The organism is Kitasatospora sp. NPDC023118, from assembly GCF_055560875.1.
The window spans coordinates 1-22,290 of sequence record NZ_JBVHHW010000042.1; the positions used below are offsets into that span (position 1 = coordinate 1).

20 protein-coding genes and 2 pseudogenes are annotated in these 22,290 nt (G+C 68.9%); 9 read left to right on the top strand and 13 right to left on the bottom strand.

What is annotated here, in order from left to right; all coding sequences use genetic code 11:
• Positions 1-155 precede the first annotated feature (155 nt).
• The gene (locus ACZ3UD_RS34065) at positions 156-596 is read right to left on the bottom strand and encodes a hypothetical protein (protein ID WP_465596703.1); all 441 of its coding nucleotides are present in this window, start codon (positions 594-596) and stop codon (positions 156-158) included.
• Between the two features lie 89 nt (positions 597-685).
• Positions 686-1,711 (bottom strand): hypothetical protein, encoded by a 1,026-nt coding sequence (locus tag ACZ3UD_RS34070; RefSeq protein WP_465596706.1) that lies wholly within the window; start codon positions 1,709-1,711, stop codon positions 686-688.
• A gap of 207 nt (positions 1,712-1,918) precedes the next feature.
• On the opposite strand from ACZ3UD_RS34070, the gene ACZ3UD_RS34075 reads away from it, so the two are divergent.
• A complete protein-coding gene (locus ACZ3UD_RS34075) occupies positions 1,919-2,962 on the top strand; it encodes a hypothetical protein (protein WP_465596709.1) in 1,044 nt (347 codons plus the stop codon).
• Positions 2,963-3,288: 326 nt separating this feature from the next.
• Here the strand turns inward: ACZ3UD_RS34075 and ACZ3UD_RS34080 are convergent, their stop codons facing one another.
• Genes ACZ3UD_RS34080 through ACZ3UD_RS34090 form a run of 3 tightly spaced genes read right to left on the bottom strand, consistent with a single transcriptional unit; the run spans position 3,289 to position 10,518 of the window.
• Positions 3,289-6,042 (bottom strand): RNaseH domain-containing protein, encoded by a 2,754-nt coding sequence (locus ACZ3UD_RS34080; protein ID WP_465596712.1) that lies wholly within the window; start codon positions 6,040-6,042, stop codon positions 3,289-3,291.
• A complete protein-coding gene (locus tag ACZ3UD_RS34085; RefSeq protein WP_465596715.1) occupies positions 6,029-9,328 on the bottom strand; it encodes an ATP-dependent DNA helicase in 3,300 nt (1,099 codons plus the stop codon). Before ACZ3UD_RS34085 ends, ACZ3UD_RS34080 begins: the two co-directional genes overlap by 14 nt.
• The gene (locus ACZ3UD_RS34090) at positions 9,325-10,518 is read right to left on the bottom strand and encodes a restriction endonuclease-related protein (protein WP_465596718.1); all 1,194 of its coding nucleotides are present in this window, start codon (positions 10,516-10,518) and stop codon (positions 9,325-9,327) included. The genes ACZ3UD_RS34085 and ACZ3UD_RS34090 overlap by 4 nt, the downstream gene beginning before the upstream one ends.
• Here ACZ3UD_RS34090 and ACZ3UD_RS34095 point away from each other — a divergent pair.
• On the top strand, positions 10,517-11,134 hold the full coding sequence (locus ACZ3UD_RS34095) for a putative phosphothreonine lyase domain-containing protein (protein ID WP_465596721.1): 618 nt from the start codon (positions 10,517-10,519) through the stop codon (positions 11,132-11,134). The two genes, ACZ3UD_RS34090 and ACZ3UD_RS34095, sit on opposite strands and share 2 nt — an antisense overlap.
• Before the next feature lie 48 nt (positions 11,135-11,182).
• On the opposite strand, the gene ACZ3UD_RS34100 is transcribed toward ACZ3UD_RS34095, so the two are convergent.
• Positions 11,183-11,707, bottom strand: a complete 525-nt coding sequence (locus ACZ3UD_RS34100; protein ID WP_465596724.1) for a hypothetical protein — start codon at positions 11,705-11,707, stop codon at positions 11,183-11,185.
• A 126-nt stretch (positions 11,708-11,833) separates the two neighbouring features.
• Between ACZ3UD_RS34100 and ACZ3UD_RS34105 the strand changes: the two genes are divergently transcribed.
• The gene (locus tag ACZ3UD_RS34105; RefSeq protein ID WP_465596726.1) at positions 11,834-12,088 is read left to right on the top strand and encodes a hypothetical protein; all 255 of its coding nucleotides are present in this window, start codon (positions 11,834-11,836) and stop codon (positions 12,086-12,088) included.
• 160 nt (positions 12,089-12,248) lie between these two features.
• Here the strand turns inward: ACZ3UD_RS34105 and ACZ3UD_RS34110 are convergent, their stop codons facing one another.
• From ACZ3UD_RS34110 to ACZ3UD_RS34120, 3 genes are read right to left on the bottom strand one after another with little or no spacing between them, the layout of a single operon-like run.
• Positions 12,249-12,521: a hypothetical protein gene (locus ACZ3UD_RS34110; RefSeq protein WP_465596729.1), complete on the bottom strand. Its 273-nt coding sequence runs from the start codon at positions 12,519-12,521 to the stop codon at positions 12,249-12,251.
• 56 nt (positions 12,522-12,577) lie between these two features.
• Entirely contained in the window at positions 12,578-12,862 is a 285-nt protein-coding gene (locus ACZ3UD_RS34115; RefSeq protein ID WP_465596732.1) for a hypothetical protein, read from the bottom strand.
• Positions 12,859-13,101: a hypothetical protein gene (locus tag ACZ3UD_RS34120; protein WP_465596735.1), complete on the bottom strand. Its 243-nt coding sequence runs from the start codon at positions 13,099-13,101 to the stop codon at positions 12,859-12,861. The genes ACZ3UD_RS34115 and ACZ3UD_RS34120 overlap by 4 nt, the downstream gene beginning before the upstream one ends.
• A 375-nt stretch (positions 13,102-13,476) precedes the next feature.
• Between ACZ3UD_RS34120 and ACZ3UD_RS34125 the strand changes: the two genes are divergently transcribed.
• On the top strand, positions 13,477-13,992 hold the full coding sequence (locus tag ACZ3UD_RS34125) for a hypothetical protein (RefSeq protein ID WP_465596738.1): 516 nt from the start codon (positions 13,477-13,479) through the stop codon (positions 13,990-13,992).
• A 19-nt stretch (positions 13,993-14,011) separates the two neighbouring features.
• Here the strand turns inward: ACZ3UD_RS34125 and ACZ3UD_RS34130 are convergent.
• Positions 14,012-14,925: pseudogene (locus tag ACZ3UD_RS34130) on the bottom strand (IS982 family transposase).
• Positions 14,926-15,701: 776 nt separating this feature from the next.
• The gene (locus tag ACZ3UD_RS34135; protein WP_465596741.1) at positions 15,702-16,115 is read right to left on the bottom strand and encodes a hypothetical protein; all 414 of its coding nucleotides are present in this window, start codon (positions 16,113-16,115) and stop codon (positions 15,702-15,704) included.
• Positions 16,116-16,450: 335 nt separating this feature from the next.
• On the opposite strand from ACZ3UD_RS34135, the gene ACZ3UD_RS34140 reads away from it, so the two are divergent.
• Positions 16,451-17,382 (top strand): IS5 family transposase gene (locus ACZ3UD_RS34140; protein WP_465596855.1). Its coding sequence is split into 2 segments (ribosomal slippage): positions 16,451-16,799 and positions 16,799-17,382, totalling 933 coding nucleotides; the frame shifts between segments, so codons are not numbered across the junction.
• Positions 17,383-17,491: 109 nt separating this feature from the next.
• Here the strand turns inward: ACZ3UD_RS34140 and ACZ3UD_RS34145 are convergent.
• Entirely contained in the window at positions 17,492-17,914 is a 423-nt protein-coding gene (locus ACZ3UD_RS34145) for a MarR family winged helix-turn-helix transcriptional regulator (protein ID WP_391492093.1), read from the bottom strand.
• Between the two features lie 111 nt (positions 17,915-18,025).
• On the opposite strand from ACZ3UD_RS34145, the gene ACZ3UD_RS34150 reads away from it, so the two are divergent.
• Together ACZ3UD_RS34150 and ACZ3UD_RS34155 are read left to right on the top strand one after the other, a co-directional pair.
• Entirely contained in the window at positions 18,026-18,829 is an 804-nt protein-coding gene (locus tag ACZ3UD_RS34150; protein WP_465596744.1) for an alpha/beta fold hydrolase, read from the top strand.
• A 31-nt stretch (positions 18,830-18,860) separates the two neighbouring features.
• Positions 18,861-19,697, top strand: a complete 837-nt coding sequence (locus ACZ3UD_RS34155) for an MBL fold metallo-hydrolase (protein WP_465596747.1) — start codon at positions 18,861-18,863, stop codon at positions 19,695-19,697.
• A gap of 59 nt (positions 19,698-19,756) precedes the next feature.
• Here ACZ3UD_RS34155 and ACZ3UD_RS34160 read toward each other — a convergent pair.
• Positions 19,757-20,027: pseudogene (locus tag ACZ3UD_RS34160) on the bottom strand (IS5/IS1182 family transposase); the annotation flags it as partial.
• Positions 20,028-20,447: 420 nt separating this feature from the next.
• On the opposite strand from ACZ3UD_RS34160, the gene ACZ3UD_RS34165 reads away from it, so the two are divergent.
• Both ACZ3UD_RS34165 and ACZ3UD_RS34170 read left to right on the top strand, forming a co-directional pair.
• The gene (locus ACZ3UD_RS34165) at positions 20,448-20,783 is read left to right on the top strand and encodes a hypothetical protein (RefSeq protein WP_465596750.1); all 336 of its coding nucleotides are present in this window, start codon (positions 20,448-20,450) and stop codon (positions 20,781-20,783) included.
• 200 nt (positions 20,784-20,983) lie between these two features.
• Complete coding sequence (locus tag ACZ3UD_RS34170) at positions 20,984-22,063, top strand: IS110 family RNA-guided transposase (protein WP_465596858.1); 1,080 nt, start codon at positions 20,984-20,986, stop codon at positions 22,061-22,063.
• The last annotated feature ends 227 nt before the right edge of the window (positions 22,064-22,290 follow it).

The window sequence follows — 22,290 nt, forward strand, 5'->3', positions numbered from 1 at the left end:
AGACACTCGGCTGGGAAACCCCAGCCGAGTGTCTGTCTAAACTGCTCGCTGCCTGAACAACCGAACCGGTGTTGCAACGACCCCTCGAATTCGCCTGAACCGACGGGCCGTCACGAAAGATCGAGGTTAAGAGCTGCCTCGAATCGGGGCGTCGCCTACTGGCCCACTGAATAGCCGGTCCTTGCATATCGGACAAGCCATCCTCGCGGTGTCATCGAGATGGTCTTGCGTCGCCTGTCCGCATCCGACGTGGAGCTGAGGACGAGATTCACGTCTTCCAACGCCTTGATATGAGGCACCATGGCAGGCTGGTTGTTGAATCCGAATTCCTCGAAGTCGCCGGGTGAGCAACTTCCACCCTTGGCGGCAAGGTCGTCGAAAACCTCCCAGGCGCGGTTCCCGGACAGCCTGGTGTCCTCGTTACTCTTGTCCGCCTGCCGCTTGATCCAGGCGTCGAACAGGGCCGGGTATCCGCTGGGGTCGCCGCTGAAATACCCTTCGCCATACAGCCAAAAGGAGAAGTCATCGCTATATTTCAGCGCATTCCTGAGGTTCTTATTCAGCACATTGGCTGTGTTCAGGAGTTTGGGCAGCAAGTGCTCAACTCTTTGGGAGTCACCTGCCCCGCGCCTTGTTCGATGTTCAGCAGAAGCGACAGCGCCCTCTACAGAAGCCTCGGCAGGGCCTACTGGATGCTCCACTGGTGCGGATGCTTCGGCCCGGTGGGGCAGGTGAATACGTTCAGCTGCCCGTGCCTGCCGAAGACGAGTCCGGTGGGGCTAGGGTCCTGGAGATGCTGGGGGAGGCTGCGGTCCTCGACCGGCATCCAGCTGATGCAGCCGCCGTCCCATTCGCGGCTGTCCAGGGTCAGCAGCAAGGCCATGGACGTGCCACAGGCCGTGCAGGTCATGGCGTACGGGTCAGTGCCGTGCCAGGAGGCGAAGCCGCCGACGCGGTAGCCGGGCGGGAGCGACAGGTCGTGGTGGTAGGTGACCACGTCGGCGTCCGGGTCCTTGTCCGCTTTCCGCTCCTGCCTTTCCTCCCAGGCGTCGATCCCGGCCTGCAGGCGCGCGGGCAGCGTCCCGACGTAGGGATGGCTGGTCACCTGCTCCGGGTGCAGCAGGCACGGCTCGGGCACCGAGCCCTCGAAGCCGACCAACAGCGGCTCCGGTGCGGCGCCCAGCAGTTCGCCCACCTGCTCGGACCGACGCCAGACCACGTGCAGGGCCAGGCCGCAACCGCTCGGACCGTGGGCCTCGAACGGACACCAGAGCACCTGCAGCAGATCGCAGCCGTCCGGTCCGGCAGGCAGGCCCGGCACGTCCCTCCGGTACAGCTGGACCAGGCCGATCAGCGGGACCGGATCAGTGTCCACGACGTCCGGCAGACGGTGCTTGCGCCCCAGCTCCTTCAGCAGGACCCGCTCGTCGTCCGTCGGACCCGGGGCCGCGTCGCGCGCCCAGGCCTCCGCGAGCAACTGACGCCGCCGACGGATGCCCGCGATTCGGTAGCCGCGCCCTCGTCGGTGCGGCTCGGTACACGCCGGCCATGGCTCGTCCGCGGGCCAGAGCAGCGGACCGCCGACCGAACTGGCCGAGACGTCGGGGCGCCCGGCTCGCGGGTGCAGCCGCGTCGTCACCCCACGGTAGCCAGACAGCTTCGGGAAGAGCCCTTCGACATCCAGCGGTCGTGGCGGCGTGGTCTTGGTCATGGCCGTGACCATAGATCACCAGACTGGCCCAGCCACGTCCGGGATCTACCCCCGGCTACCGCTCGACAGCCTGCCTGCTGTCCAGAGTCGTGAACATTTCGAGTCACCAGCCGTGGCCGGATGACTCCCAAAGCGGTGAACAAACGCTGTCCATTCCCGTGGACGTAGCCAATACTCTCCGTCCGACGTGCGGGCTACATTCGGCGGATGGCCTCCACAGACGACATCCTCTCCCTTGTCCGTAAGGCGCTCGACGAGTTCGACGAGCGCCCGCTTCAGGTCTCCGTTCGCCGCGCGGTCCGAATAGCCGGGCTAATCGGTGATACCCGGACCGCGGTGCGCCTTGCGCACGAACTGCGGCCGGCCGGGGGCGCGCCCTGGGCCAACGCGGCCACCACCAGGAGGTTTATGCCGGATCCGTCGTCCTGGGGTCGTGCGGATGGGGAGTCGGAGGCCGCGTTCGACGAGTACGTCCGTGATCGACTGCAGTCGGATGACCCGGCCGGACCTCTCGATCCCGAGAAGTCGCTGTTCCTGGCGCACTCGCTCGACCAGCTGGACTTCTGGAAGGAACGCTCGGCGCCCCTCCAGGAGCACCTCGATCTGCAGGAGTTCCAGGGCTCCCTGAAGATGCGGGAGATCGAGGACCGGACCCGCCACCGGACCTTCTCTTACCTGTGCGAGTGGGAACGTCGCTTCGGTTACAGCTCCATCAACGAGTCCATCTTCGGCAACTACAAGGCCGTAACGGACCGGTTGCTCAGCACTCACGCGCCGGGCCTCGTCGAACGGTTCAACGCGGTTTACCGCCGCCTCAATGAAGCGGCCACTCGAGACGGCGGCGCTCCGGCCGGCGAGGAACTGTCGCAGGCCCTCACCACCTGCCGCCGGATCCTGGAGGCTGTGGTCGACCACGTCTTCACAGCCCGGCCGGAGCCCTCCGCGGCGGGTTTCAAGCTCGACCAGCGCTCCTACCGCAGTCGGCTGTTCGAGTTCATCAAGGAGGTCAGCGAAAGCGAGAACGTCTCCGCCGCGACGATCGCGATGGCAGAGGGCCTGCACGACAGGTTCGCCGCGTTCGACAAGCTGACCAGCAAGGGCGTGCACGCCGAGGTCGCGCTGCGCGCCGCGAACATGTGCGCGCTGAACACCTACATCCTCTGCGGCGAGGTCCTGCTCCGCAAGCAGCAGAACGACCTCGATACCGCCGGAGCTGGCCAGCCCGACGAGCACGGGTCCGCGAAAGCCTAGCTGGGCAAACACCGAGGATCGGCCGTCCGCGAGGACCAGGCCGTAGTGCGCCAGGTGGCCCCGTCATCCTTGAATGACGCCAAGGCAAGGGGGTGCAGCCGACGCGCGGGCCGGCTCGCGGAGCTCGCTGGACGCGGCGAAGAGCGGGCGTAGCGGTCCGGCACGGCCGGGCCTGGTGTCCGCAGGGGGGCGCTGGGCTGCCGGGGCCCTGGGAAGGCACAGGGAGGCCGTCATCCTGCGGGGTGGCGGCCTCCCAGCGTCAACCGGGACGAGTGGCGGGCACCGGGTCGAACGGCACAGGCGGCGGGCCGGGATCAGGCCGTCTGTCAACCGTCGTCTTCCTCGGTCTCCCAGTCGATGCTGCGGCGGTAGTCGGGGTGGTCCTTGTCCATCTGGATGGCAGCGTGGATGGGCAGCGGAAGTTGGGTGCGGTGTTCCCCGGCAAGCGGGTAGTTGCAGAGCCGGGTGGCGGTGATCGCGTAGGTGGCTGGGTCGTGGTGGTCCGGGCAGTGAAGGACGGTGATCTCCGTGGCGTTGAGGGTGTACCAGGTCTCGGCCTGTTCCTCGCCGTTCTGGGGGGACCATCGGCTGCGGTCGCGTCCGGCCTTGGCGAAGTAGGTTTTCCCGTCCATCTGGTGGGGGCGGTTGGAGAGGATGAACGTCCGGTCGGTGTCCTGGAGCCGGAAGAGGGAGTTGCTGGTCTTGTCGCCGTCGGTGACGGTGCTGTCGGCGGCGACCTCTTCGAAGAAGGCGGGCAGCGGGAGGTCAGGGCCGGCGGCGGTGGTACGGATGATGGCGCGGGGGCGCCTGCCGTCGGGGAGGCTGATGCCGGGGAGGGCGGGCCTGCCCTTGATGTGGCCGAGGTCGTCGGGGGTGAGGTCGAGGTTCTTGTTGGCCAGCAGTGGCCACAGCGAGCGGGTTCCTCGGCCGGAGATGTAGAGGATGTAGTCCTGCTGGCCGAGCAGGGAGAGAGCGTGGTCGATCTGGCGGGGCAGGGCGTCGTCCTGGCGGGAGCCGTCAGGCAGTGGGGCGCCTCGGTGGATGGTCTGGGCCATCGCATAGGAGAACCAGCCTGAGCGCTCGTTGTGGGCGGGAGGGATGTAGGCCCACGCTTCCCAGAAGTCGCCCCGGGGGATGAAGGCGACGAGGGTCCACATCAGCCTGGGCTGCTGCTCCGTACGGTCCTTCCACTTGTCTCCGCGCTGAACGCGCAGATGCAGGCCGACGTGGGCGCAGCGGTCTTTGAGTCCGCCTCCGTAGGAGATGGCGCGGGTCAGCCGGGGTGGGACGAGGCCGGCGGCGCGCAGCATGTCGGCGATGGCGTGGTGGCCGGGGTGGTCGGTGGCGAGTTCGGCGCCGAGGACGTCGAGGGGGTTGGTGGTCTCGCGTGGCTGCTTTTTTGAGCGGCCGAGGGTGACGTTGGCGTTGAGGAACTGGGCGAGGACGCCGTGCTGGGCGAGGTGGCGGGAGACGTGCGGCTTGGCGTCGAGCGTATCGGGGTCGGTGGTCTGGCTTTCGGGGCGGTTGGCGGCGCGGCGGTCGCGGGACCACTGGCTGGCGTCGTAGGTGGTTTCGCACAGGGCGAGGACGCCGGTGTTCGGGGCGGTCAGGCCGGGGATCTGGGCGGTCAGTTCGCCGCGGTGCCGGTGGTGGCTGCCGTGGGTGAGGAGTTCGGGTGCGTGGTGGATGAGGACTTCGACGTGTTCGGTCAGGTCGATGACTGTGTCCTCGGGCATGCCGTCTGCGAGGTCGGGGCGGTTGAAGTGGTAGGCGAGGAGGCGCTGCATGCGGGTGCGCTGTTCCTGGTGCACGTAGAGGGCGAGGATGCGTAGCTTGGTGCACCCGGCGGCGGTGAGGATGCCGTGGAGGTCTGGGTTGTCCAGGAGTGCGGTGTCTCGGCCGTAGTCGGTTTTGCGGGCGCCGTAGGCGGCGGGGGCGGAGATCTTCCAGGCTTTGAGGAGCGGCTGGCCGAGTTCGGTGGCGAGGTGGTCGGCGAGGGCGGTGACGGTGTGGATTCCGGGGCCTTTGCCGATCGGGTAGCGCGTGGAGTAGGGGATGAGTGCCCGGAGGTTTCCTGGGGGGCCGGAGAGGTCCATGGCGCTGCGGGGGAGGAATTCCGTCTCGCCGTCCTTACGGGGGAAGGCGGTTTCGCTGCGGAGGCGGACCCAGGCGTCGAGTGCGAGGCGGCTGGTGTGGTCGAGGTGGGTGTGGTCGCCCTTGCCGCCGAGGTGGAGGGAGAGGAGCGGGGCGTTGGGGTCTTTGGGGGCGAGCCAGGCGGTGCGGGCGCTGCGGAGGGTGTTGCTGAGGCGCGAGACGCTGGGGTGGAGGACGGCCAGGGGGTGGGGGATGCCGGGGAGGGATTTCATGGCGACGGTGACGCGCAGGGCCGCATAGCGCAGGTCGGTCTTCCACTCGTCGAGCGTGGTGGGGTCGACGTCTTTGTCCTTGCCTGGGCGGGCGGCGTACCAGCTGCTGGACCAGAGCTGGTCTGGGTGCCAGACGAGGAGGTTGTTCTCGGTGTCCGGGCGGAGGTTGATCTCGCGGTTGTCGATCTTCAGGGGGGTGGCGCCAAGGCGGCGGGCGAGGTTGCAGCTGGTGGCTTCCCAGACCCAGGAGTCGGCGTCGATGGTGCTGCTGCCGATCGTCAGGTGGTCGAAGAGGGCGACGTGTTCGGGATCGACGGAGGCGATGAGATCGGCGAGTTCGCTGGGGTGGTCGATGCTGATCTGTTCGGCCTGCTCGTCGCGTGTGGTCAGGAGTGCCTGTTGCCAGAGCACGATGGCCGCGCGCAGCTGGGCCGGGGAGATCTTGCGGGAGAGAGCGAGGAAGCGGGGCGGGTGGTCTTTGCTGGTGGGGTAGAGGGAGGCGCTGGTGTGTGCACTGGCGCGGAGCACCATGAGCAGGCCTTCGTAGGGCAGGTTGCCTCGGGATCCGGTGGTGAAGCGGTACTGGTCGCGGAGGTCTTTCCATACGTTTTCGATCTTGTCGGGGAGGCGGTAGAGCCACACCGTGCCCATGAGGTCGGGGGTGAGCGGGCAGGCGAGCAGGGACATGCGGGTGCCGGTGTCAGGCGTACTCATGGAGGGTGTCCTTGTCGTCCCTTGTGGGGGCGGGCAGCAGGGTGACCTGGTTGGGGAGCAGGTCGGGGCTGTGGGCGAGGTCGAGCCAGGCGGTGAGGGTGGAGCCGTAGATGCGTTGCAGCATCTGTTGCTGCCCGGGGTCGAGGTTGGCGTAGTAGGCGCGCAGGATCGAGGGGAAGTCGCAGCCGACGCCGGTGTTGAAGATCGCGTGGTCGACGAGGTAGAGCTCGACGGGGGTGCCGCCGCGGCGGGCTCGTCCGGCGAGCTGGATCAGTTCGACGAGAATGCCGGCGAGGACTTCGGCTTTGAGGAAGCGCGGCATGCGGGAGAACCGGGGGTCGGTGCGCAGGAGCAGGTTCTTGCGGGAGCGGGCCGTGCGGCGCTGGTCTTGGAGCATGGCTGCGGGGTCCGGGCCCGGGGTTGCGGCGGCAGTGCCGGCGGCGTTGATGCTGGCGTAGAAGTCGGCTGGCGAGTGGAGCTGGGTGACGGGCCGTACGCCGACCCAGACGGAGGCGAGGGCGGAGAACTCTGAGTCGGGGATGAGGATGTTGAGGCCGCGTGAGACCAGGGCCAGCGGGGCGCAGACGACCTTGACATGGGGGTGGAGGCGGGGCAGGTCTTCGAGTTCGTCGATGGTGAGCAGGATGATGCCGGGCGGGAGGGGGATGTCGGTGTGCGGGTTGTTCTTGTCCTGGACGACGACTGCGACCCATTCGGGGTGCTGGCAGGCCTTGGCGGTTCCGACGGCGAGGATCAGGCCGTGGCGGTAGGAGTTGCCGGCGAGGAGAGCGAGTTCACGCTGGGGGTCGTTGCGTGCCAGGTTGGCTAGGTGCGCGGCGAGGTGTTCCTGCCAGAGGCGTTCAGCCAGGCGCCGGATCTCGCCGGGCTTGAGGCGTTCTTCCAGGCCTCCAATGCTGATGGGCTGCCAGGTGTCGGGGCTTGCGGAGACGTGGCCGGCGTGGGCGCTGACGGCTCCGGGGGCGGCGTCGGTCATCACGTAGGCGGGGAGGGTGTGGATGTGTTGGCGGGCTGCGCCGGGGAAGTAACCGGTGGCGGACAGGCCGAGGACGGCGCGTCTGGTGCCGGCGGTGGCGAGGGCGACGGTGTTGCCGAGGTGGACGGTGCTTGTGTGCGGGTCGCCGGACATGGCTTGGTAGGACAGGCTGCCGCCGGTGCGGCCCTGGTCGAATTTGAATCCGCACAGTTGGGAGCCCAGGGCTCCGAACGGCAGGGGTTCGGTGCTGGTGAGCGCGCCCATGGCGCGGAGCAGGTCGCCGGCGGCGGGGAGTTGGGCGGTCAGTGGGCGTACCGCCCATTTCAGGTCGTGCAGGGCGGCTTGGAGGCTGCCGAGCCAGGTGCGGATCAGCAGGTCATTGACGATTTCGGGGATCTGGTGGGCGGGGATTCGGAAGGTGGTGCCGCGCAGGATTCGGACCATGTCGAACTTGATGACCGACAGCTTGCGGGCCTTGCCGCGGCCGTCGACGGCCCGTGCCAGCAGGGCGGCCAGGTCGTCCCAGGCCTCGGGCAGTCTTCCCGCTCGTTCACTGGGGAACAGGGCAAGGTAGCTCCGGTAAACCTCGTCGGGGATGTCGGTGTCGTCGGGGAGGTTCAGCAGGGCGCGACACAGGCCGGCGTCCTTCATCCCGGGCAGGTACCACCCCGATCCGGGCCGGTTGTTGCGTTCCTGGGCACTGTCGAGCCACAGCTTTTTCTCGATGAGGTTGTCGACGAGGGTCTCGGCGAGTTCGCGGGCTTTCAGCAGGGCGGGGGTGAGCGGCAGGTTGGACAGCGAGGACAGGTTGCGCTCGCCGCGCTGGCGGTCGACTTCGGCCAGGCGGCCGCCGTGTCCGCTGCTGCTGCGTGAGGCGAGCAGGAAGGTGGTGGCCCCGGTCTCGCACCATTTGTGCTGGAAGGAGTCGATCTCGTCGATGATCACGACGCGGCAGCGGCGCAGCAGGAATTCCAGGACGCTCATCTCGCGGACGGTGCGGTGGCCGTCGATCCGGACCGGGGTCCTGACGCGGCCACGGAGCAGGTTGTGGTGGTTGGTGACGATCACGTCGGCCTGGGCCGCGCGCCGTACGTGGTCGAAGCGGCCGCAGATGGCCATTCTGGGGCAGGTGTGGCGGCCGGTAGGTGAGTTGCGGTCGGGTGGTCCGGCCCACTGGAGCTGGTCGCATGGGGGCCGGGCGGGGTCAACGGGGGGTCCGTCGATCTGCCAGCCGGTCATCTCGCATCCGGCGGCGAGGGTCTCGAACCGGTCAGCCCTGCCTTGGGAGTAGGCGAGTGCGGCCTGTTCGCGCTGGCGGGATGGGGCAACCCATGCGGTGACCTGTAGGGGGCGGGTGCCGGAGCCGCGTTGTGCGGTGTGCTGCAGGGCGACGGCGGTGGACTCGGCGAGGGCGTCGTCGGCGGCAATCTGCTCGGCGCAGCCGAGGCCTTCGCGGATGGTGCCGACCACGACCAAGACCGGGCCTTGCCCGCCGCGGGCGAGGATCAGGGCCGCATCCCGCATCAGGACGCTCTTGCCGACTCCGGTCGGGGCGTTGAGGAGGCTGAGGATGCCGGCGGGCATGGTCAGGGTGGCGACGTCGCGGCCGAACGCGTCGGTGAGTTTGGTGAAGAAGCTTCTCAACAGGCCGGGCTTCCAGCCGAAGCGGCCGGGCATGGCCTGGGCCTGTTCCTGGACGAAGTCCAGGACGGCGGAACTGGGCAGGTGGGCCTGGGCGAGGAGAGGGGCGGTGGCGAGCGCGATGGGTGTGGTGGGGGTGTGCTTCTCGCTGTCGGGGATTTCGACCGTGGACTCGCCGTCCGGGCCGAACGACCACAGGCCCGGCGCGGCGGTGGGCAGCGGTGTGTCCATCGCCTCCCGGTAAGCCTCGGCCTCGGTGATCAGGCGGGCGGCCAGGGCCAGGGGTTCCTGGCTGTGCCGTACCTGGACCCAGCGGACCTCATCGGTGCTCGCGCCGTCGGGGACGGTGAACAGTGCGGTCGACTCGACGGCGTACTCCAGTGCGGCGTCGAAGAACGCCTCGTGCTGGGCGAGGTCCGTCTCGTCCTCGGTGACCTGCCACAGGCGGCCGAACAGGCCGTGGATCTCATCTGGCAGGCCGGGCCACCGCTCCCAAAGGTCGACGCGCCGGGCGGCGAAGGCGTGCGCCTGGTCGAGCGGCACGCCGGTCACCCCGGTGGGGGCGGTGAAGGAGAAGTACTCCTGGGTCAGCGCGAGGACAGCGGTGATGGCGGCGTTCCGAATGGCCTCGGACTCCGTGGAGCGGATCATGAAATGGCTCCTTCGGCGCTGCCGAGAGCACACCACTGGCGGATCTCGCGCAGCAGTTCCTTGTCGGTGGCGACCCGCAGGTCCGGGCGGCGGGAGAGCTGTGCGCGCAGCACCGGCATCTCGGCTCTCTGCCGGTGGGGAACCATGATGATCAGCGGGCTGGCGCCGGGCAGTGGCTCGCGTTTCAGGAGTGCGTCGCCCAGGGCCGGCAGCGACTGCCAGGCCTTTGCGTCGATCCTCCACTCCTTCGCCACCAGGGGGTGGCAGGCGGTGATGTGAAGGTCGTAGGCGTCACCGCCGGGGTACATCACGATGAGCAAGTCCTTGATCCCGGCGAGCTCGTCCCGGAATCCGACCTCCATCTGCCCGGGCAAAGTGAAGAAGCGCCAGACCGGGCGCGACACCGCGAGGTGGCCTCCGGCGGCGGGAAACCCCGAAATGGGCGGCGAGTTCCTCCCGGTGCCCTCAAGCTGCGGCATGCCGGCGCCCCGGCCGGGGCGGCAGGCGTAGCTGACGCCGTCGCCGGAGTGTGCGTCGCAGGACAGCAGCACCACGCCGTCGGTACCCCGCTGGGCACGCATCGGCCAGCGGCAGCGCGGGCACGGGAAGCACCACCCGGCCACGTTGCACCACGGCCATGACGCGACCGGCTCGAACAGGGCGAAGCGCCCCCATAGCCCGCCCCAGGCCTCGAGGAGCTCGTCCAGGTCACCGCACGGGTGGGTGGCCAGCAGCACCCGCACCCGCTCGTAGTCCTCGGGCTGCAGGCGGCGGATCTCCTCGAACAGGCGCTGCTCCTCCTGTTCTGCCCTGATCTGGGCCCACGGCCAGTAGCCTTCCAGTGCCTGACGGGGTACCAGGTGCTCGCGGCCCAGGTCCTCCACCTCCCCGCGCAGCAGGCCCTGCTCGTCGATCAGCACCGTGGTCGCGAAGGCTTCGTGGCCGGCGCTGTCGGCGGGCACAAGTGCGCCGATGCCTTCGCGCAGCCCGCGCCTCAGAGCCCGCATGTCCAGGGTTTCCGCCACCGGTGCGGGGTGGGCCGAGCGCAGCAGCCCGAGGCAGTCCATCAGCCGGCCGGCCCGCCGGAGGGGCTCTCCTTCGAGGTCGGTCTCGGCAATCGCCGCCGCGCAGCATGCGGTCAGCGCCAGATCCCGCCGTTCGCGGCTGGTACCGCGTTCCTTGACAGCCATGAGGGAGTGTTACCAGCCCCCACCAGGATGCTCCGTATACAGTGCTGACGTGGACACAGAAACCGCTCAAACGGACCATCGGTACTCACCGCCCGGACGCCACACTCCTTCCCTCGAACAGACCAGACCCTGGCTGTGGGCGAGAGCCCGCACCATCGCCTCGCCGGCCAGCGACCATCCCTGGATCGGGAAGTGGCTGTGGTTCGTACCCCTGAGCCAGCTCGATGACGCCTGGGCAGGAATCCGGGCCGCCGTGGAGAGCGACCGGCTCAGCTTCGCCGCCAAGGCGGGCACCCTGTCCAACCACCGCGGCTTCACGGACGGCACCCGCCGCCCGATCTGCATCTACACCCCCGACTGGCGCGACGTCCCCGAGGTCGAGCACACCCTCACCCGCCTACGGGCCCTGGGCGTCAAGGACACCCTTCGGTACAAAAGGGACAGCGACACCGAGAACGGCCGCTACGGTGCCGGCGCAGCCTCCTACATCGGCCCTTCAGGTACCACCAAGCTCGTCATCACGCAGCGCACCCGCGAGGCGCTCGACCACTACCAGCAGGCCCGCACCCAGGCCCGCCACGCCGCTGACAAGCGCCGTACCCTCAAGCCCTGCTGACCACCCCGCCAGCCCACTGCCGTGACAGAACGGGTCGCTGCCCGCCGGTCAGCCCGGCCGGACGCCCACGGCCTCGGCCATCGCGGCGCAGTCCCGGCCCGCAAGGCCCCCGAGCCGGTCAGCGGTACCGGTGGGGCCGACGCCGGAGTCCGGCAGGTCCCGGGCTCCGGTCCGGAGCGGGTGCTCGACCGCTGTCAGCGGGGCCACCAGCTCGCGTGCTTCCCTGAGCCTCACCGCTATAGGGGCCAGCGCTTCGGCGGCGTCGTGGCAGCGCTGACGAACCCGTTCGGTCAGCTCGTCCGTATCCCGCTCCTGTGGGTCGAGCAGCGATCCCTGCCGCTGAATGCTCAGCAGGTGGCCACTCAGGTGCCGCAGGGTGTTCGGCAGCCGCTCCACCACCGCGATGACGCCTTCGAGCGCCTGGGCAAGATGGGGCGGATCGAGCGTCGGGCCTGTCATCGCGGCTTCGTTGAACTCCCGCAGCAGCACAGCGGCCCGGCCCGCGAGCGCGGCCGTCCGCAGATCGACACAGAGCCGCAGCCGTACAGGTGTTTCGGTAACGAACTCTTCCATGGCGGGCAGCCTAGGAGCCGTTCCTGACGCCACGTCCGGCAACCGGACCAGAGCCGTCACCCGGACGAGGACACCCTCACCCGGACAGCCCCGTTCCCCGGCCGGCAGGGCTTCCAGTCTCCGGGCTTGAACAGCGGCGGGTACCGCTTCTTCCCGGGCGGCACCAGCACGGCGGTCACGACCAGGCAGTCCGGGGACAGCCTGACGATCACCTTCCCGTGCGTAACGGTGACGACCTCCCCGGTGACCGTCACCACACCCACCACTGCCAACGACGTCACCGCGGTCCATCGCATGCGGGACTGGGCCGCCCAGCAGCGCAGCGAGCAGGAGCACACCGAAGCGGTCCTGCGCGGCATCGAGGAGGCGTCGAACGACTGACAGGCACTCCGGCCTTCGGCCTGGCGAGCCGGTGACGTCCTGACCGCTCGTGCGCCGTGGAACCGGTCCGCCACCCGCTCGGGGGTTCAGGCGCGGACCGGTCTCCTTCCAGTGTGGGCGGGCATCCGCCGCGCTGCTGCCGGGGTTGGTCCCGGTGGTGTCAGGAAGTGTCGCCCGACCCGTCCCAACGGGACAGATCCGCGGGGCGGGGCTCGTAGTGGGCGCGGCCGCCGGCGCCGTACCGGCCGATCTCGGTGGCCAGCGCGGCGCCGTCGGCGAACTGCTCGGTATCCCAGCCGCTGACGTCCAGGAGGAGACCGTCGAGCGGGCCGCCCACAAGCTCGCGGTACTCGTTCCCCGGCCGGGGACCCGGGTCGGGGTCGTCGTGATCGGCGCCGTAGACCCGGCCCCGCAGCAGCGCCTCGTCGTCCATGGCGCCCAGCATCCCAGCCGGCCCCGACACCGCGCGGGCGGATCGAGGGCGCCGGTTCACCACCAGGCCGGTTCGACGTCGGCGTCCTGGTCGTCGTCCTGGCCGCGCCCGGCGACCCGGTGGCCGGCCTCCAGTGCCTGGGTCTCCTCACGGAGCAGCTCGGTGATCCAGTCGGCGACGCCGGCGGGAAAGCGGAGGGTGCGTTGTTCGATTTCGTACGGGGTGCCGATGGTCAGCCAGACGTCGGCGCCGACACCGGGTGTGGCGGCGTGGTCGGCGAAGGCCTCCAGGGCGTCGGCGAGGTCGGCGGCGGCCGCCTCGCTGTCATGGCCGGTGTTCACCAGCCCGCCGGGCCGTGAGGGTCGGTGGGCCGCGGGGCCTGGCGGATGGTGCGCGGGTGGTGGAGGTACCAGCCCCAGTCGTCCGGGCCGGGGCCCCAGCGGACGAGCGCGACCCAGGTAGTGGACCCGTGGTGCAGGCGCCAGCGTTCCACCCGGCCGGACCGCCACTGGCCGCCGATGCGGATCCGCACCCACCGCCAGCGCGGCCCGGTGTCCCAGCTGCGGCCGGGACCGGACATCAGCTCGCGCGGCGCCCGCTCGGCATCACCGGGCTGGTGGTCCGGGCGGCCGGGATGGGGATGTCCTGTGCCACCGAACCTTAAGCGTGTGCCATCGAAGTTTGAGTGATCCGGGTCGAGGGCGTGAGGGGACTTCGTGCCGGTGGCGGATAGGCGGGAGTGCACGGCACCTCGCCGGCGGGCACGCACCTGCGCAGGGCGAGGGGCGGTTGAGCGGTACCACAGCACACTCGAACTTGCAGGTGAGGCTGCTTTCGGCCGAAGGAGCGGCCCTAGGCAATTAAGCCCGCCAGGTGGGGCAGTGATGCGATTGCTCCCCGGCGGTCAGTACCCCCGCATGGGGTTTGTCCTGCGCTCGATTGAAAGGAGCTCCATGTGGATTCCGGAAACCCGACGGTGGACCTCGACGACATGCTGGAAGCTGTCGCCTCAGCGTTCATCATTGACGTCCCCGTCGATCAGCTCCGCGGCCAATACCTGGCGGCCATTGACAGCATGCCGGCGCCCAGGATCAGTGACGGTACATCGACAGCCACGCCGTCCACGGCCCAGGCCGCTGCGGCAGCGGCATTTAACGTCACCATCGTTGACGGCGTTCTGTCACTCCGGCTTGAGATCGATGGTCAGCCCGGAGAGGACTGGAAGGCCGACCTCACCGTCGCCACCACCATCTTCGGCAAGGAGGCCGGGGGTCCGACACGTGTCAGGCTCTCGCACACCACCCCCACCATCACCATCAACCCCTCAGCCCTGGTGGCAAAAGCCAGCCTCACCATGGGCTTCACCAGCCCTGGCCCGTCCTTCTCCGTCAAGGGTGAAGCCTGCTACTGGGCGATGGTCAAGTGGTCCTGCCACTCCCTTAACGCGCAGAATCTGTTCAGCCTCCGCTAGATGACTGATGCCAAGGGGTTTAGTGGTCGTAGGCGGTCAGCGAGCGCATGACGGGCTGGCCGGTGTGGTCGTTGTGCCAGATCGCGGCGGTCAGTGCGATGATCCGCTGGAGGACGCGGACCATGACGCCGCCGGGTGTGCGGCCGTGGTGGCGTTCGAGGTCGAGCTGGCCCTTGAAGTGTCGTTGACGGACTCGATGACCTGCCGTAGCGGCTTGAACAGCTGTGATCCGGCCCGCACGGATTCGCCCTTGCGGGCCGGTCGCAGGAGCCGGATCTCCAGCTCGGCGAGCTCACGCTCGAACGCGGCGCCGTAGTAGTTCCTGTCCCCGATCAGGGTTTGGCCGGGCCGGGCGGCCACGAGGGCGGTCTCGGTGTCCAGGATGTCCAGCAGGGTGGTGCGCTCGTCGGCCTTGACGCCGGTGAGCGCGAACGCAACGGGCAGGCCGTGCAGGGTGCACACCAGGTGCAGCCGCAGGCCCCAGAAGAACCGCGAATGGCTGGCGCAGTAGCCGTACTCGGCCCATCCGGCCAGGTCGGAGCGCTTGACCGTCTCCCGGGAGCGTCCGCACTCGATCGGGGTGGAGTCGACCACCCAGACGTTGTCCGTCCACAGGCTGGTGTCGGTGGCCAGTTGCCGGTTGACGCGGGCGATCAGGTCCGCGCTCTTGCGCAGGCGCCGGTTGTAGCCGGACTGCCCTGGAAGGTACGGGAACAGGTGCTGGAGGTTGGAGTGGGCGTAGCGGATCCAGCGGCGCTCGGAGACGAAGCCGAGCAGTGCTTGCATCACCGACAGCGTGACCAGTTCGGCATCGCTGAGCTGCGGTTCGATGCCGATCTCGGGACGCCACGGCACCAGATGCGGCGATTCCTTCAGCAGGTCGTCGGTCTTCACGTAGAGTGCGGTCGCGAGGGAGTCCAGATCAGGCGTCACAACCGATCTTTGGACTCCCTCGCTTCATGTCATGCGTGCCAGCGAGCCCTTGGCATCAGTCATCTAGAAGGATCCCCGGCCCCGCCCCACAGAAGATCACCCGTAGATACGCCGGTGCGCCTGTCGCCAGGCGTGCCGCGACCAGAAGTCGGCGCGGGCCGGGGCGGCGGTTTGAGCTTCCCCCGCTGCGCGGGAGGTGGTGATTACCTGGTCAGGGCGGGTGTGGGTGGTTCGACGGCCACCGGTTCGGCCGTCGCCTGGTCGGCGGATCGTAGCCGTCAAGATCAGCACCCGGACGGGTTTCGCCTCGGCCCCCGGCAACGGGGCGAATTCCAGCGGCCGGCCACCGGGACAAGGGCTCGCAGCTGACGCAGCGCTGCACCGCGCTGCTCGGGTAGCAGCGTGCAGCGCTGCACGGGTAGCAGCCGGTTGCAGCGCCACCATCGTGCAGCGCTGCAACCGGCAACCGTTCTGCAGGACGGCCGGACAGGTACAGGCTCGCAGGGTGCAACGGGGATCGCACAGGCCCTGACCTGCGACGGGGAGTTTCAGCGGGGCGAAACTCACCGGCAGCCAGCGGGCCACGACCCCTACAACCCCTGTCCGGTCTCGGTGAAACTGGCGGCGACGACGGCGCCACTCGTCTCGGTAATGGTGGCGAAGTTGGCGGACAGTGTTATAGCAGGGTGCCCTCCCGCGGCCTGTGCGGAAGGGCACTGTTGGTTGGCGGCCGGACGCAACGCGGCTGCTGGTGCGCCCGGCGGAGGTGTTGCGGGTTAGGGAATGACGATGGAGAACGCCGCGTCGGCCCACACGCCGGGCTTTCCGGTGCCGACGAGGAAGCTGTCGGTGCGGTTCCCGCAGAGGGGGTGCGGCGACATGGAGATCTGGACGGTCTCGTCGAAGGAGCGGAGCCACAGGGTGGCGGTGGGGACGAGTTTGGTGATGTCGAGGCTCTTGTCGGCCAGCTCGACGCAGTACCGGCCCACCGCGGGCTTGGTGACGTCGACGATGCCCTTGGAGCGGTTGACGCTGCCGTCGGCGTTGACCACGGCGGCGGCCTGCGCGTACGGGGCCGTCACCGTCCCGGCCGGGGCGGCCGCCGCCACTCCCGCGCACACGCCGCCCGCGATGAGACTGAGCCCCGTCGCCGTCCAGACGGCGACGCGGATCTTCTTGTTCTTGAGCATGCGTAGTCCTCTCCCATGTGCGGATCGGTCGGCGCCAACAAGCTCGACCGCAAAGGACAGTAGGGACACGCACTACTCGGTGGGGGCTCTACGGCGGCAAACCCCCCGTACGAGCGGCGACGAAGCTCACCCCGGGGCGCGCACCCGAACCTCCGGGCGCACAGCCCAGCGAACCCGGCGAAGGAGACCGGTGCACTCGCGAGTCGGGCGGTTGGTGAACCAGAGTCATGCGAGGCCCGCTCGGATGGCATGACCAAAAAAGCGCCAGCCTCACTGAGCTAGGACCTGTCCGCCCGATCATGTGACTATCGCCTGCCTTGCTCGTTGGTCTGGGCATGGGGCGGGGTGATCTGACAGATGCCGAGTGGGAACGGTTGAGGCCGTTCCTGCCGGTCAGCAACAGGCGTTGTGGCCGGTGGCGGGACCATCGGCAGGTGATCGACGGGATACTGCACCGGGTGCGCACCGGTGTGCAGTGGCGCGACCTGCCTGAGCGGTTCGGGCCGTGGAAGACGGTCTATGAACGCCACCGGCTGTGGTCGGCCGACGGGACCTGGGAGCGCCTGCTTCAGCAGGTCCAGGCTGAAGCAGACGCGGCCGGTCAGGTCCACTGGGACATCTCGGTCGACTCCACCATCGTGCGAGCCCACCAGCACGCGGCCGGCGCTCGCACTGATCCGCCACCATCCCTTTCCTCAAAGGGGGATGGGTCGGGAGAACACCAGGACGAGACGCCGTGGCAGAGCCTCGTCGCCCGCCTGGTGGAGGTGGTGCAGGAGGTGAGGGCCTGGGCCGCTCGCGGGGCGGGTTCACCAGCAAGATCCACCTGACAGCGGACGGCTGCTGCCGCCCGCTGTCCCTGATCGTCACACCAGGACAGAGAGCGGACTGCACCCAGTTCATACCCGTGCTGGAGAAGATCCGAGTCCCGCGGATCGGTCGGGGCAGACCCCGCAAGAAACCCGACAGCCTGGCCGCCGATAAGGCATACAGCAATGGGCCGTGCCGCGACTACCTGCGCAGACGCGGCATCCGGCACACGATCCCGGAGAAGACCGACAGCCAGGCCGCCCGCCTGCGCAAGGGCTCACGCGGAGGTCGGCCACCAGGCTTCGACGAGGACCGGTACAAGAATCGCAACACTGTCGAACGGGCCATCAACAAGCTCAAGAACGCCAGAGCCGTTGCCAAACGGTATGACAAGCGCGGCTACGTCTACCTCGGCACCGTCACAGCAGCAACCCTCATCATCTGGCTTCGTACGTGATCGCCCGGACAAGTCCTAGAGGGTCTCCTGGTGGGCGCGGGGGACCCGCACCTGTCCCTCACCGCCCCGCGAACGCAGCCAGGGCCGCCAGGCCCTGCTGACGGCGTGGCTATGCAATGGGGTCGGGGCCGAGGGCGGCGTCCAGCAGGTCGCCGAGCTGGTCGATCTGGGCGGGCGAGAGGGCGCTGAACGAGGACTCGACGACGGCTTCGGCCACGTCCTGTCCTGCTGCGCGCAAGCGCTCGCCCTCCTCGGTGAGCCGGTGTCTGACCGCCCGCCCGGGCCCCGGGACACGTTCGATGAGGCCGCGGTCGGCCATCCGGGCGGCGAGGGAGCCGAAGGACTGGTCGGTCTGGAAGGTCAGCACCGCCAGGTCGTGCAGGGAGGCATCCGGCTGCTGGCGCAGGTGGCGAAGGGTGTCCCACTGCACGAGTGAGAGTCCGAGCGGCGCCAGGGCGCGGCTGAGCGCGCGGTGGTGACGATACTGCAGGCGCTTGACGGCCAAGGCGACATCTGCGGGGCGGTGCTTCATGTGGGAGATCGTAACCCAGGGAGAATCAGCTTGCGTATATAAGGAACCTGATCTAAGGTTCCTTATATAGCTCGCTGCTGGCCCCGGCACCTCTGGAAGAGAGATGGAACGATGAGCACACCCGTACCGGCCGGCACCCTCCGGCCCACCCGCACCTGCACCCTCCACGTCGAATCCGACGGCCCGGCCGAGATCACGCTCCAGGACCGCGACCGCACCCGGCCGTTCCTGCTCCTGCACGGCGGAGGCGGGGCAGCGACCACGGCGGGCTTCGCCGACCTACTCGCCGAGCGGACCCATTCCCGCGTCCTGCTGCCCACCCACCCCGGCTTCGGCGGCACGCCGAAGGCCGACACGCTGAGCCACGTCACCGCACTGGCCCGCGCCTACGTCGCGCTGCTGGACCAACTCGACCTGCAGGACGTGACGCTGGTCGGCAACTCCTTCGGGGGCTGGCTGGCCGCCGAGATCGCCCTGCTGCGCAGCCCCCGCGTCAGCGGCGCGGTAATCATCGACGGCATCGGCATCGAGGTCGAGGGGGAACCGCCGACCGACGTGACCGGCCTGACCCCGGCGCAGCTCCAGGCCCACTCCTTCCACGACCCGAACAAGGCACCGGTTGCGCCGAACGCCAACGGCAGCGGCAACGGCCCGAGTCCGGACGTACGCGCCTTGATCGGCTACACCGGTCCCACCATGTCCGACCCGACGCTCGCCGGACGGCTCGGCGACCTGCACCTGCCGGTCCATGTGCTGTGGGGCGAGAGTGATCGCATCGTCACCCCCGCCTATGGCCGCGCCTACGCCGCGGCCATCCCGATGGCGACGTTCACCGCGCTCCCCCGCACCGGACACCTGCCGCAGGTCGAGACGTCCGAGGAACTGCTCGGCGCGCTGCTCGACCTCGGCCACTGATGACCTCCACCCAGGAAGGGAAAAGTCGAGCATGCGCACTCCCCTGGCCGTGACCCGGATCGCTCACGCCTGCCAGCTGATCGAGATCGGGAACATCCGGATCCTCACCGACCCGTGGTTCACCCAGACCGCGAGCTACTACCCGGGCGAGCCGCTCCACTCAACCGCCGACGCCCTGGGCCCGATCGACGCGCTCGTGGTCAGCCACGAGCACTACGACCACTGCGACCTCGACGCCCTCGTCAATACCGGCTTCGACCTGGCCACACCCCTGATCGGACCAGGCACCGTCGCGACCCTCGCGCGGGAGAAGGGTTTCCGCGACGTGCGCGCCATCGAGGCCTGGGAGTCCACCGCGGTCGCCGGTCTCACCGTGACGGCCACCCCGGGCGCTCACGGCGTCCACGAGGTCACCTTCGTGATCCAGGCCGACGGCCGCACCGTCTTCTTCGGCGGCGACTCACTGCGGGTTCCCGAACTGGACGCCATCCCGCAGCGACTCGGCCACATCGACCTGGCGATCCTGCCGATCAACGGCCTGTGCATCCGACCGATGGACCTGGCCCAGGTCGTCATGAACGCCGAGGACGCCGCCGGACTCACCGCCGTGCTCCGGCCCACCCTGGCCGTGCCGCACCACTACGCGTTCCACAGCGGCAGGCTCGGTGACCAGATGATCACCAAGCCGACCAGGACCCCCGCCACTACGCCGACGCCGTCGCCCGGATCGCCCCCGACATCGACGTCCGCCTGGTCCTACCGGGCGTCGCGGTCACAGTCGCGTGACCCCCCGGACACCACACCGAACCGACGTCCGGGAACGTACCGGCGGCTGACAGGCGCACGTTCATGCCCCAGATCCCCATAACCTCCCGCCCCGCGAAAGTCGCGCCGCTGCCACGCTCCCGGGCCTGTTTGGAGTCGTGATCAAGAGGCGGGGCCGAGGCTGCGCATCCAGATGATGGCTCCGCGCAGCTGGAGCCCCGCCATGTAGCTCTCGGGAGTCTTGTCGTATCGCGTAGCCAGGCCCCGCCAGGCCCGGATCTTGTTGATGCAGTGCTCGACCGTGTTGCGCTCCTTGTACTGCTCGGCGTCGTGGGAGACGGGTCGGCCGTCGGCGGTCGCGCTTCTTGCGGGTCGCGGCCTGGTCGACCTTCTCCGGGATCACCGCCTTGATCCCGCGTCTGCGCAGGTAGGCCGGGCGGGGCGATCCGCCGAGCACCGGCAGCCAGGTGACCCGGGCGGGTGGCATGGCGGGTGACATGCGCGTTCGTATTGCTCTGACCTGGGGTGACGTCGGTTTCACGGGCTGGGGGCGTCATGTCACCCGTTATGTCGCTCCCACGGCGGGCGGGCAGGCTGCGAGATGGAAGCCCCGATACGAGCAGGGGCGGCCCCCAACCCGCAGCCCGGTTTCACCGCGCCGACCTCGCCATCGGTGCATCCCGTCGTTGCCGGACGGTGTGAGCGGCTGTTGGGTGGCGTGCGGCACGCCTGAGGACCGCTCAGAAGCCGTTGTTCCGATAGTGACGGGTGCGTTTTCGCTGGTCAGGCATAGTGCTGGTGCCCGGGTGGCAGGGACGGGGGTGTCGTGTCATCTCTTCGGTGGAGGTGCCGGATGCCGTCGGTGATGGGGCTGCTGAAGGAGCGCGAGCGTGCTGCTCGGCAGCGGGTGGAGGTCTTGCAGGCCGAGCTGCAGGAGGTGGAAGCCTTGTGCGAGCGGTTCGTGATCGCCCGTCAGACGGTGGCCGAGGTCCTGGCGGAACCTCCCGCAGGCGAGGGGACGCCGTCGGCCGGGGTGGCCGGTGAACGGCCGGCGCGGGTCGCCGGGGCGGTGCCCGGATCGGTGGTTCCCGCCTGGAGGGACGGGCCATCAACAAGCTCAAGAACGCCAGAGCCGTTGCCACACGGTATGACTGTGAGGATGTGGGTGCCGCTTCGGGCAGTGATCTGACCCGCGATACGACTGGCCCTCGTGCCTTGCGTTTGATCTGTCGGCCACTGTCCGGAGCGGCACTTGCTGCCGCTGGATCGGCGGGCGTGTCCCGATAGGGGCCTTCGCGACAGGCACCGTCACAGTCCTGACCGCCCTGGCCGATCCAGCGATGGCCACCCGATTCCCATCGCTGCAGGAGACAGGTGACCGTGACCAGGATGGCCCAGCCCATTCCGCTCCACCAAAGCACCCACGAGATCGTGTTGGGCGTCGACACCCACAAGGACGTCCACGTCGCCGCCCTGGTCACGGCCTCGGGCGCCTTCGTCGCCAACCGGAGCTTTCAAACAACCACCACCGGCTACGAGGAACTGCTGGACTGGGCCCGCTCGTTCGGCCAGCTCAGCTGGGCAGGAGTGGAGTGCACCGGCTCCTACGGAGCTGCTCTCAGCCGTCATCTGCGCAGCCACGGGGTCACCGTGTTCGAGGTCAACCAGCCTGACAAGGCCACCCGTCGCCGCCGCGGCAAGACCGACACCATCGACGCCGAGGCCGCCGCCCGCGCAGTCATCACCGGCCGGGCGACCGCCAGCGCCAAGGCCGGCGACGGGCCCGTGGAAACACTCAGGCTCTTCAAGATGGCCAAGACATCCGCAACCAAGTCCCGCGCCCAGGCCATCAATCAGCTCAAGGCCGTTCTCGTCGCCACCGACCCCCGACTGCGCGAGTCGCTGACCGGCCTGAGCAACTCCAAGCTGATCCGCGCATGCGCCGAGCTCGACGACACGGCACCAGGCACCGCCGGAGCCGCCGCCCACACCCTGAAGATCCTCGCCCGACGGATCCAGCACCTCACCGCGGAGATCGAGGACCTGTCCGAGCGGATCACGCACGTGATCACGCAGCACAACCCGCAGCTTCTCGCCTGCTACGGCGTCGGGCCCGACACCGCCGCGACCTTGCTGATCGCCGCAGGCGACAACCCCGAACGGTTGGACAGCGAAGCCTCATTCGCCGCCCTCTGCGGCGTCAGCCCAGTCGAGGCGTCTTCCGGCAAGACCCAGCGAAGGCGACTCAACCGTGGCGGTAACCGGCAGGCCAACTCTGCCCTCTACACGATCGTTCTCGCCCGTCTCCGCTGGGACCCCCGCACCCGCGGCTACATCGAACGACGCATTGCCGAGGGCAAGACCCGACGCGAAGCGCTCCGGTGCCTCAAGCGATACGTCGCTCGCGAGGTCCACCGACTCATCGCCAGCCCCAATACAGGCTCACAAACCCGATCCCTGGAGGCTTGACATCCATAGGGGCATCAAGCGCGGCTACGTCTACCTCGGCACCGTCACAGCAGCAACCCTCATCATCTGGCTTCGTACGTGATCGCCCGGACAAGTCCTAGGCGACCCTGGGCAGTCTCAATGCAACCGGCGCCCCCCGCTCACGTGACACAGGCTGGCAGGACCCGCCGGCGAAAGGTTTGGCGGGGCGAAACTCACCGACCGTGCGTGACCTTGCTGGTGCTAGC

What these genes read in the sequence shown, in the direction of transcription:
- ACZ3UD_RS34070 (WP_465596706.1), bottom strand. Translation starts at nt 1,711, where the DNA reads ATGACCAAGACCACGCCGCCACGACCGCTGGATGTCGAAGGGCTCTTC.
- ACZ3UD_RS34075 (WP_465596709.1), top strand. Translation starts at nt 1,919, where the DNA reads ATGGCCTCCACAGACGACATCCTCTCCCTTGTCCGTAAGGCGCTCGAC.
- ACZ3UD_RS34080 (WP_465596712.1), bottom strand. Translation starts at nt 6,042, where the DNA reads ATGAGTACGCCTGACACCGGCACCCGCATGTCCCTGCTCGCCTGCCCG.
- ACZ3UD_RS34085 (WP_465596715.1), bottom strand. Translation starts at nt 9,328, where the DNA reads ATGATCCGCTCCACGGAGTCCGAGGCCATTCGGAACGCCGCCATCACC.
- ACZ3UD_RS34095 (WP_465596721.1), top strand. Translation starts at nt 10,517, where the DNA reads ATGAGGGAGTGTTACCAGCCCCCACCAGGATGCTCCGTATACAGTGCT.
- ACZ3UD_RS34090 (WP_465596718.1), bottom strand. Translation starts at nt 10,518, where the DNA reads ATGGCTGTCAAGGAACGCGGTACCAGCCGCGAACGGCGGGATCTGGCG.
- ACZ3UD_RS34100 (WP_465596724.1), bottom strand. Translation starts at nt 11,707, where the DNA reads ATGGAAGAGTTCGTTACCGAAACACCTGTACGGCTGCGGCTCTGTGTC.
- ACZ3UD_RS34110 (WP_465596729.1), bottom strand. Translation starts at nt 12,521, where the DNA reads ATGGACGACGAGGCGCTGCTGCGGGGCCGGGTCTACGGCGCCGATCAC.
- ACZ3UD_RS34120 (WP_465596735.1), bottom strand. Translation starts at nt 13,101, where the DNA reads ATGTCCGGTCCCGGCCGCAGCTGGGACACCGGGCCGCGCTGGCGGTGG.
- ACZ3UD_RS34135 (WP_465596741.1), bottom strand. Translation starts at nt 16,115, where the DNA reads ATGCTCAAGAACAAGAAGATCCGCGTCGCCGTCTGGACGGCGACGGGG.
- ACZ3UD_RS34145 (WP_391492093.1), bottom strand. Translation starts at nt 17,914, where the DNA reads ATGAAGCACCGCCCCGCAGATGTCGCCTTGGCCGTCAAGCGCCTGCAG.
- ACZ3UD_RS34150 (WP_465596744.1), top strand. Translation starts at nt 18,026, where the DNA reads ATGAGCACACCCGTACCGGCCGGCACCCTCCGGCCCACCCGCACCTGC.
- ACZ3UD_RS34155 (WP_465596747.1), top strand. Translation starts at nt 18,861, where the DNA reads ATGCGCACTCCCCTGGCCGTGACCCGGATCGCTCACGCCTGCCAGCTG.
- ACZ3UD_RS34165 (WP_465596750.1), top strand. Translation starts at nt 20,448, where the DNA reads ATGCCGTCGGTGATGGGGCTGCTGAAGGAGCGCGAGCGTGCTGCTCGG.
- ACZ3UD_RS34170 (WP_465596858.1), top strand. Translation starts at nt 20,984, where the DNA reads ATGGCCCAGCCCATTCCGCTCCACCAAAGCACCCACGAGATCGTGTTG.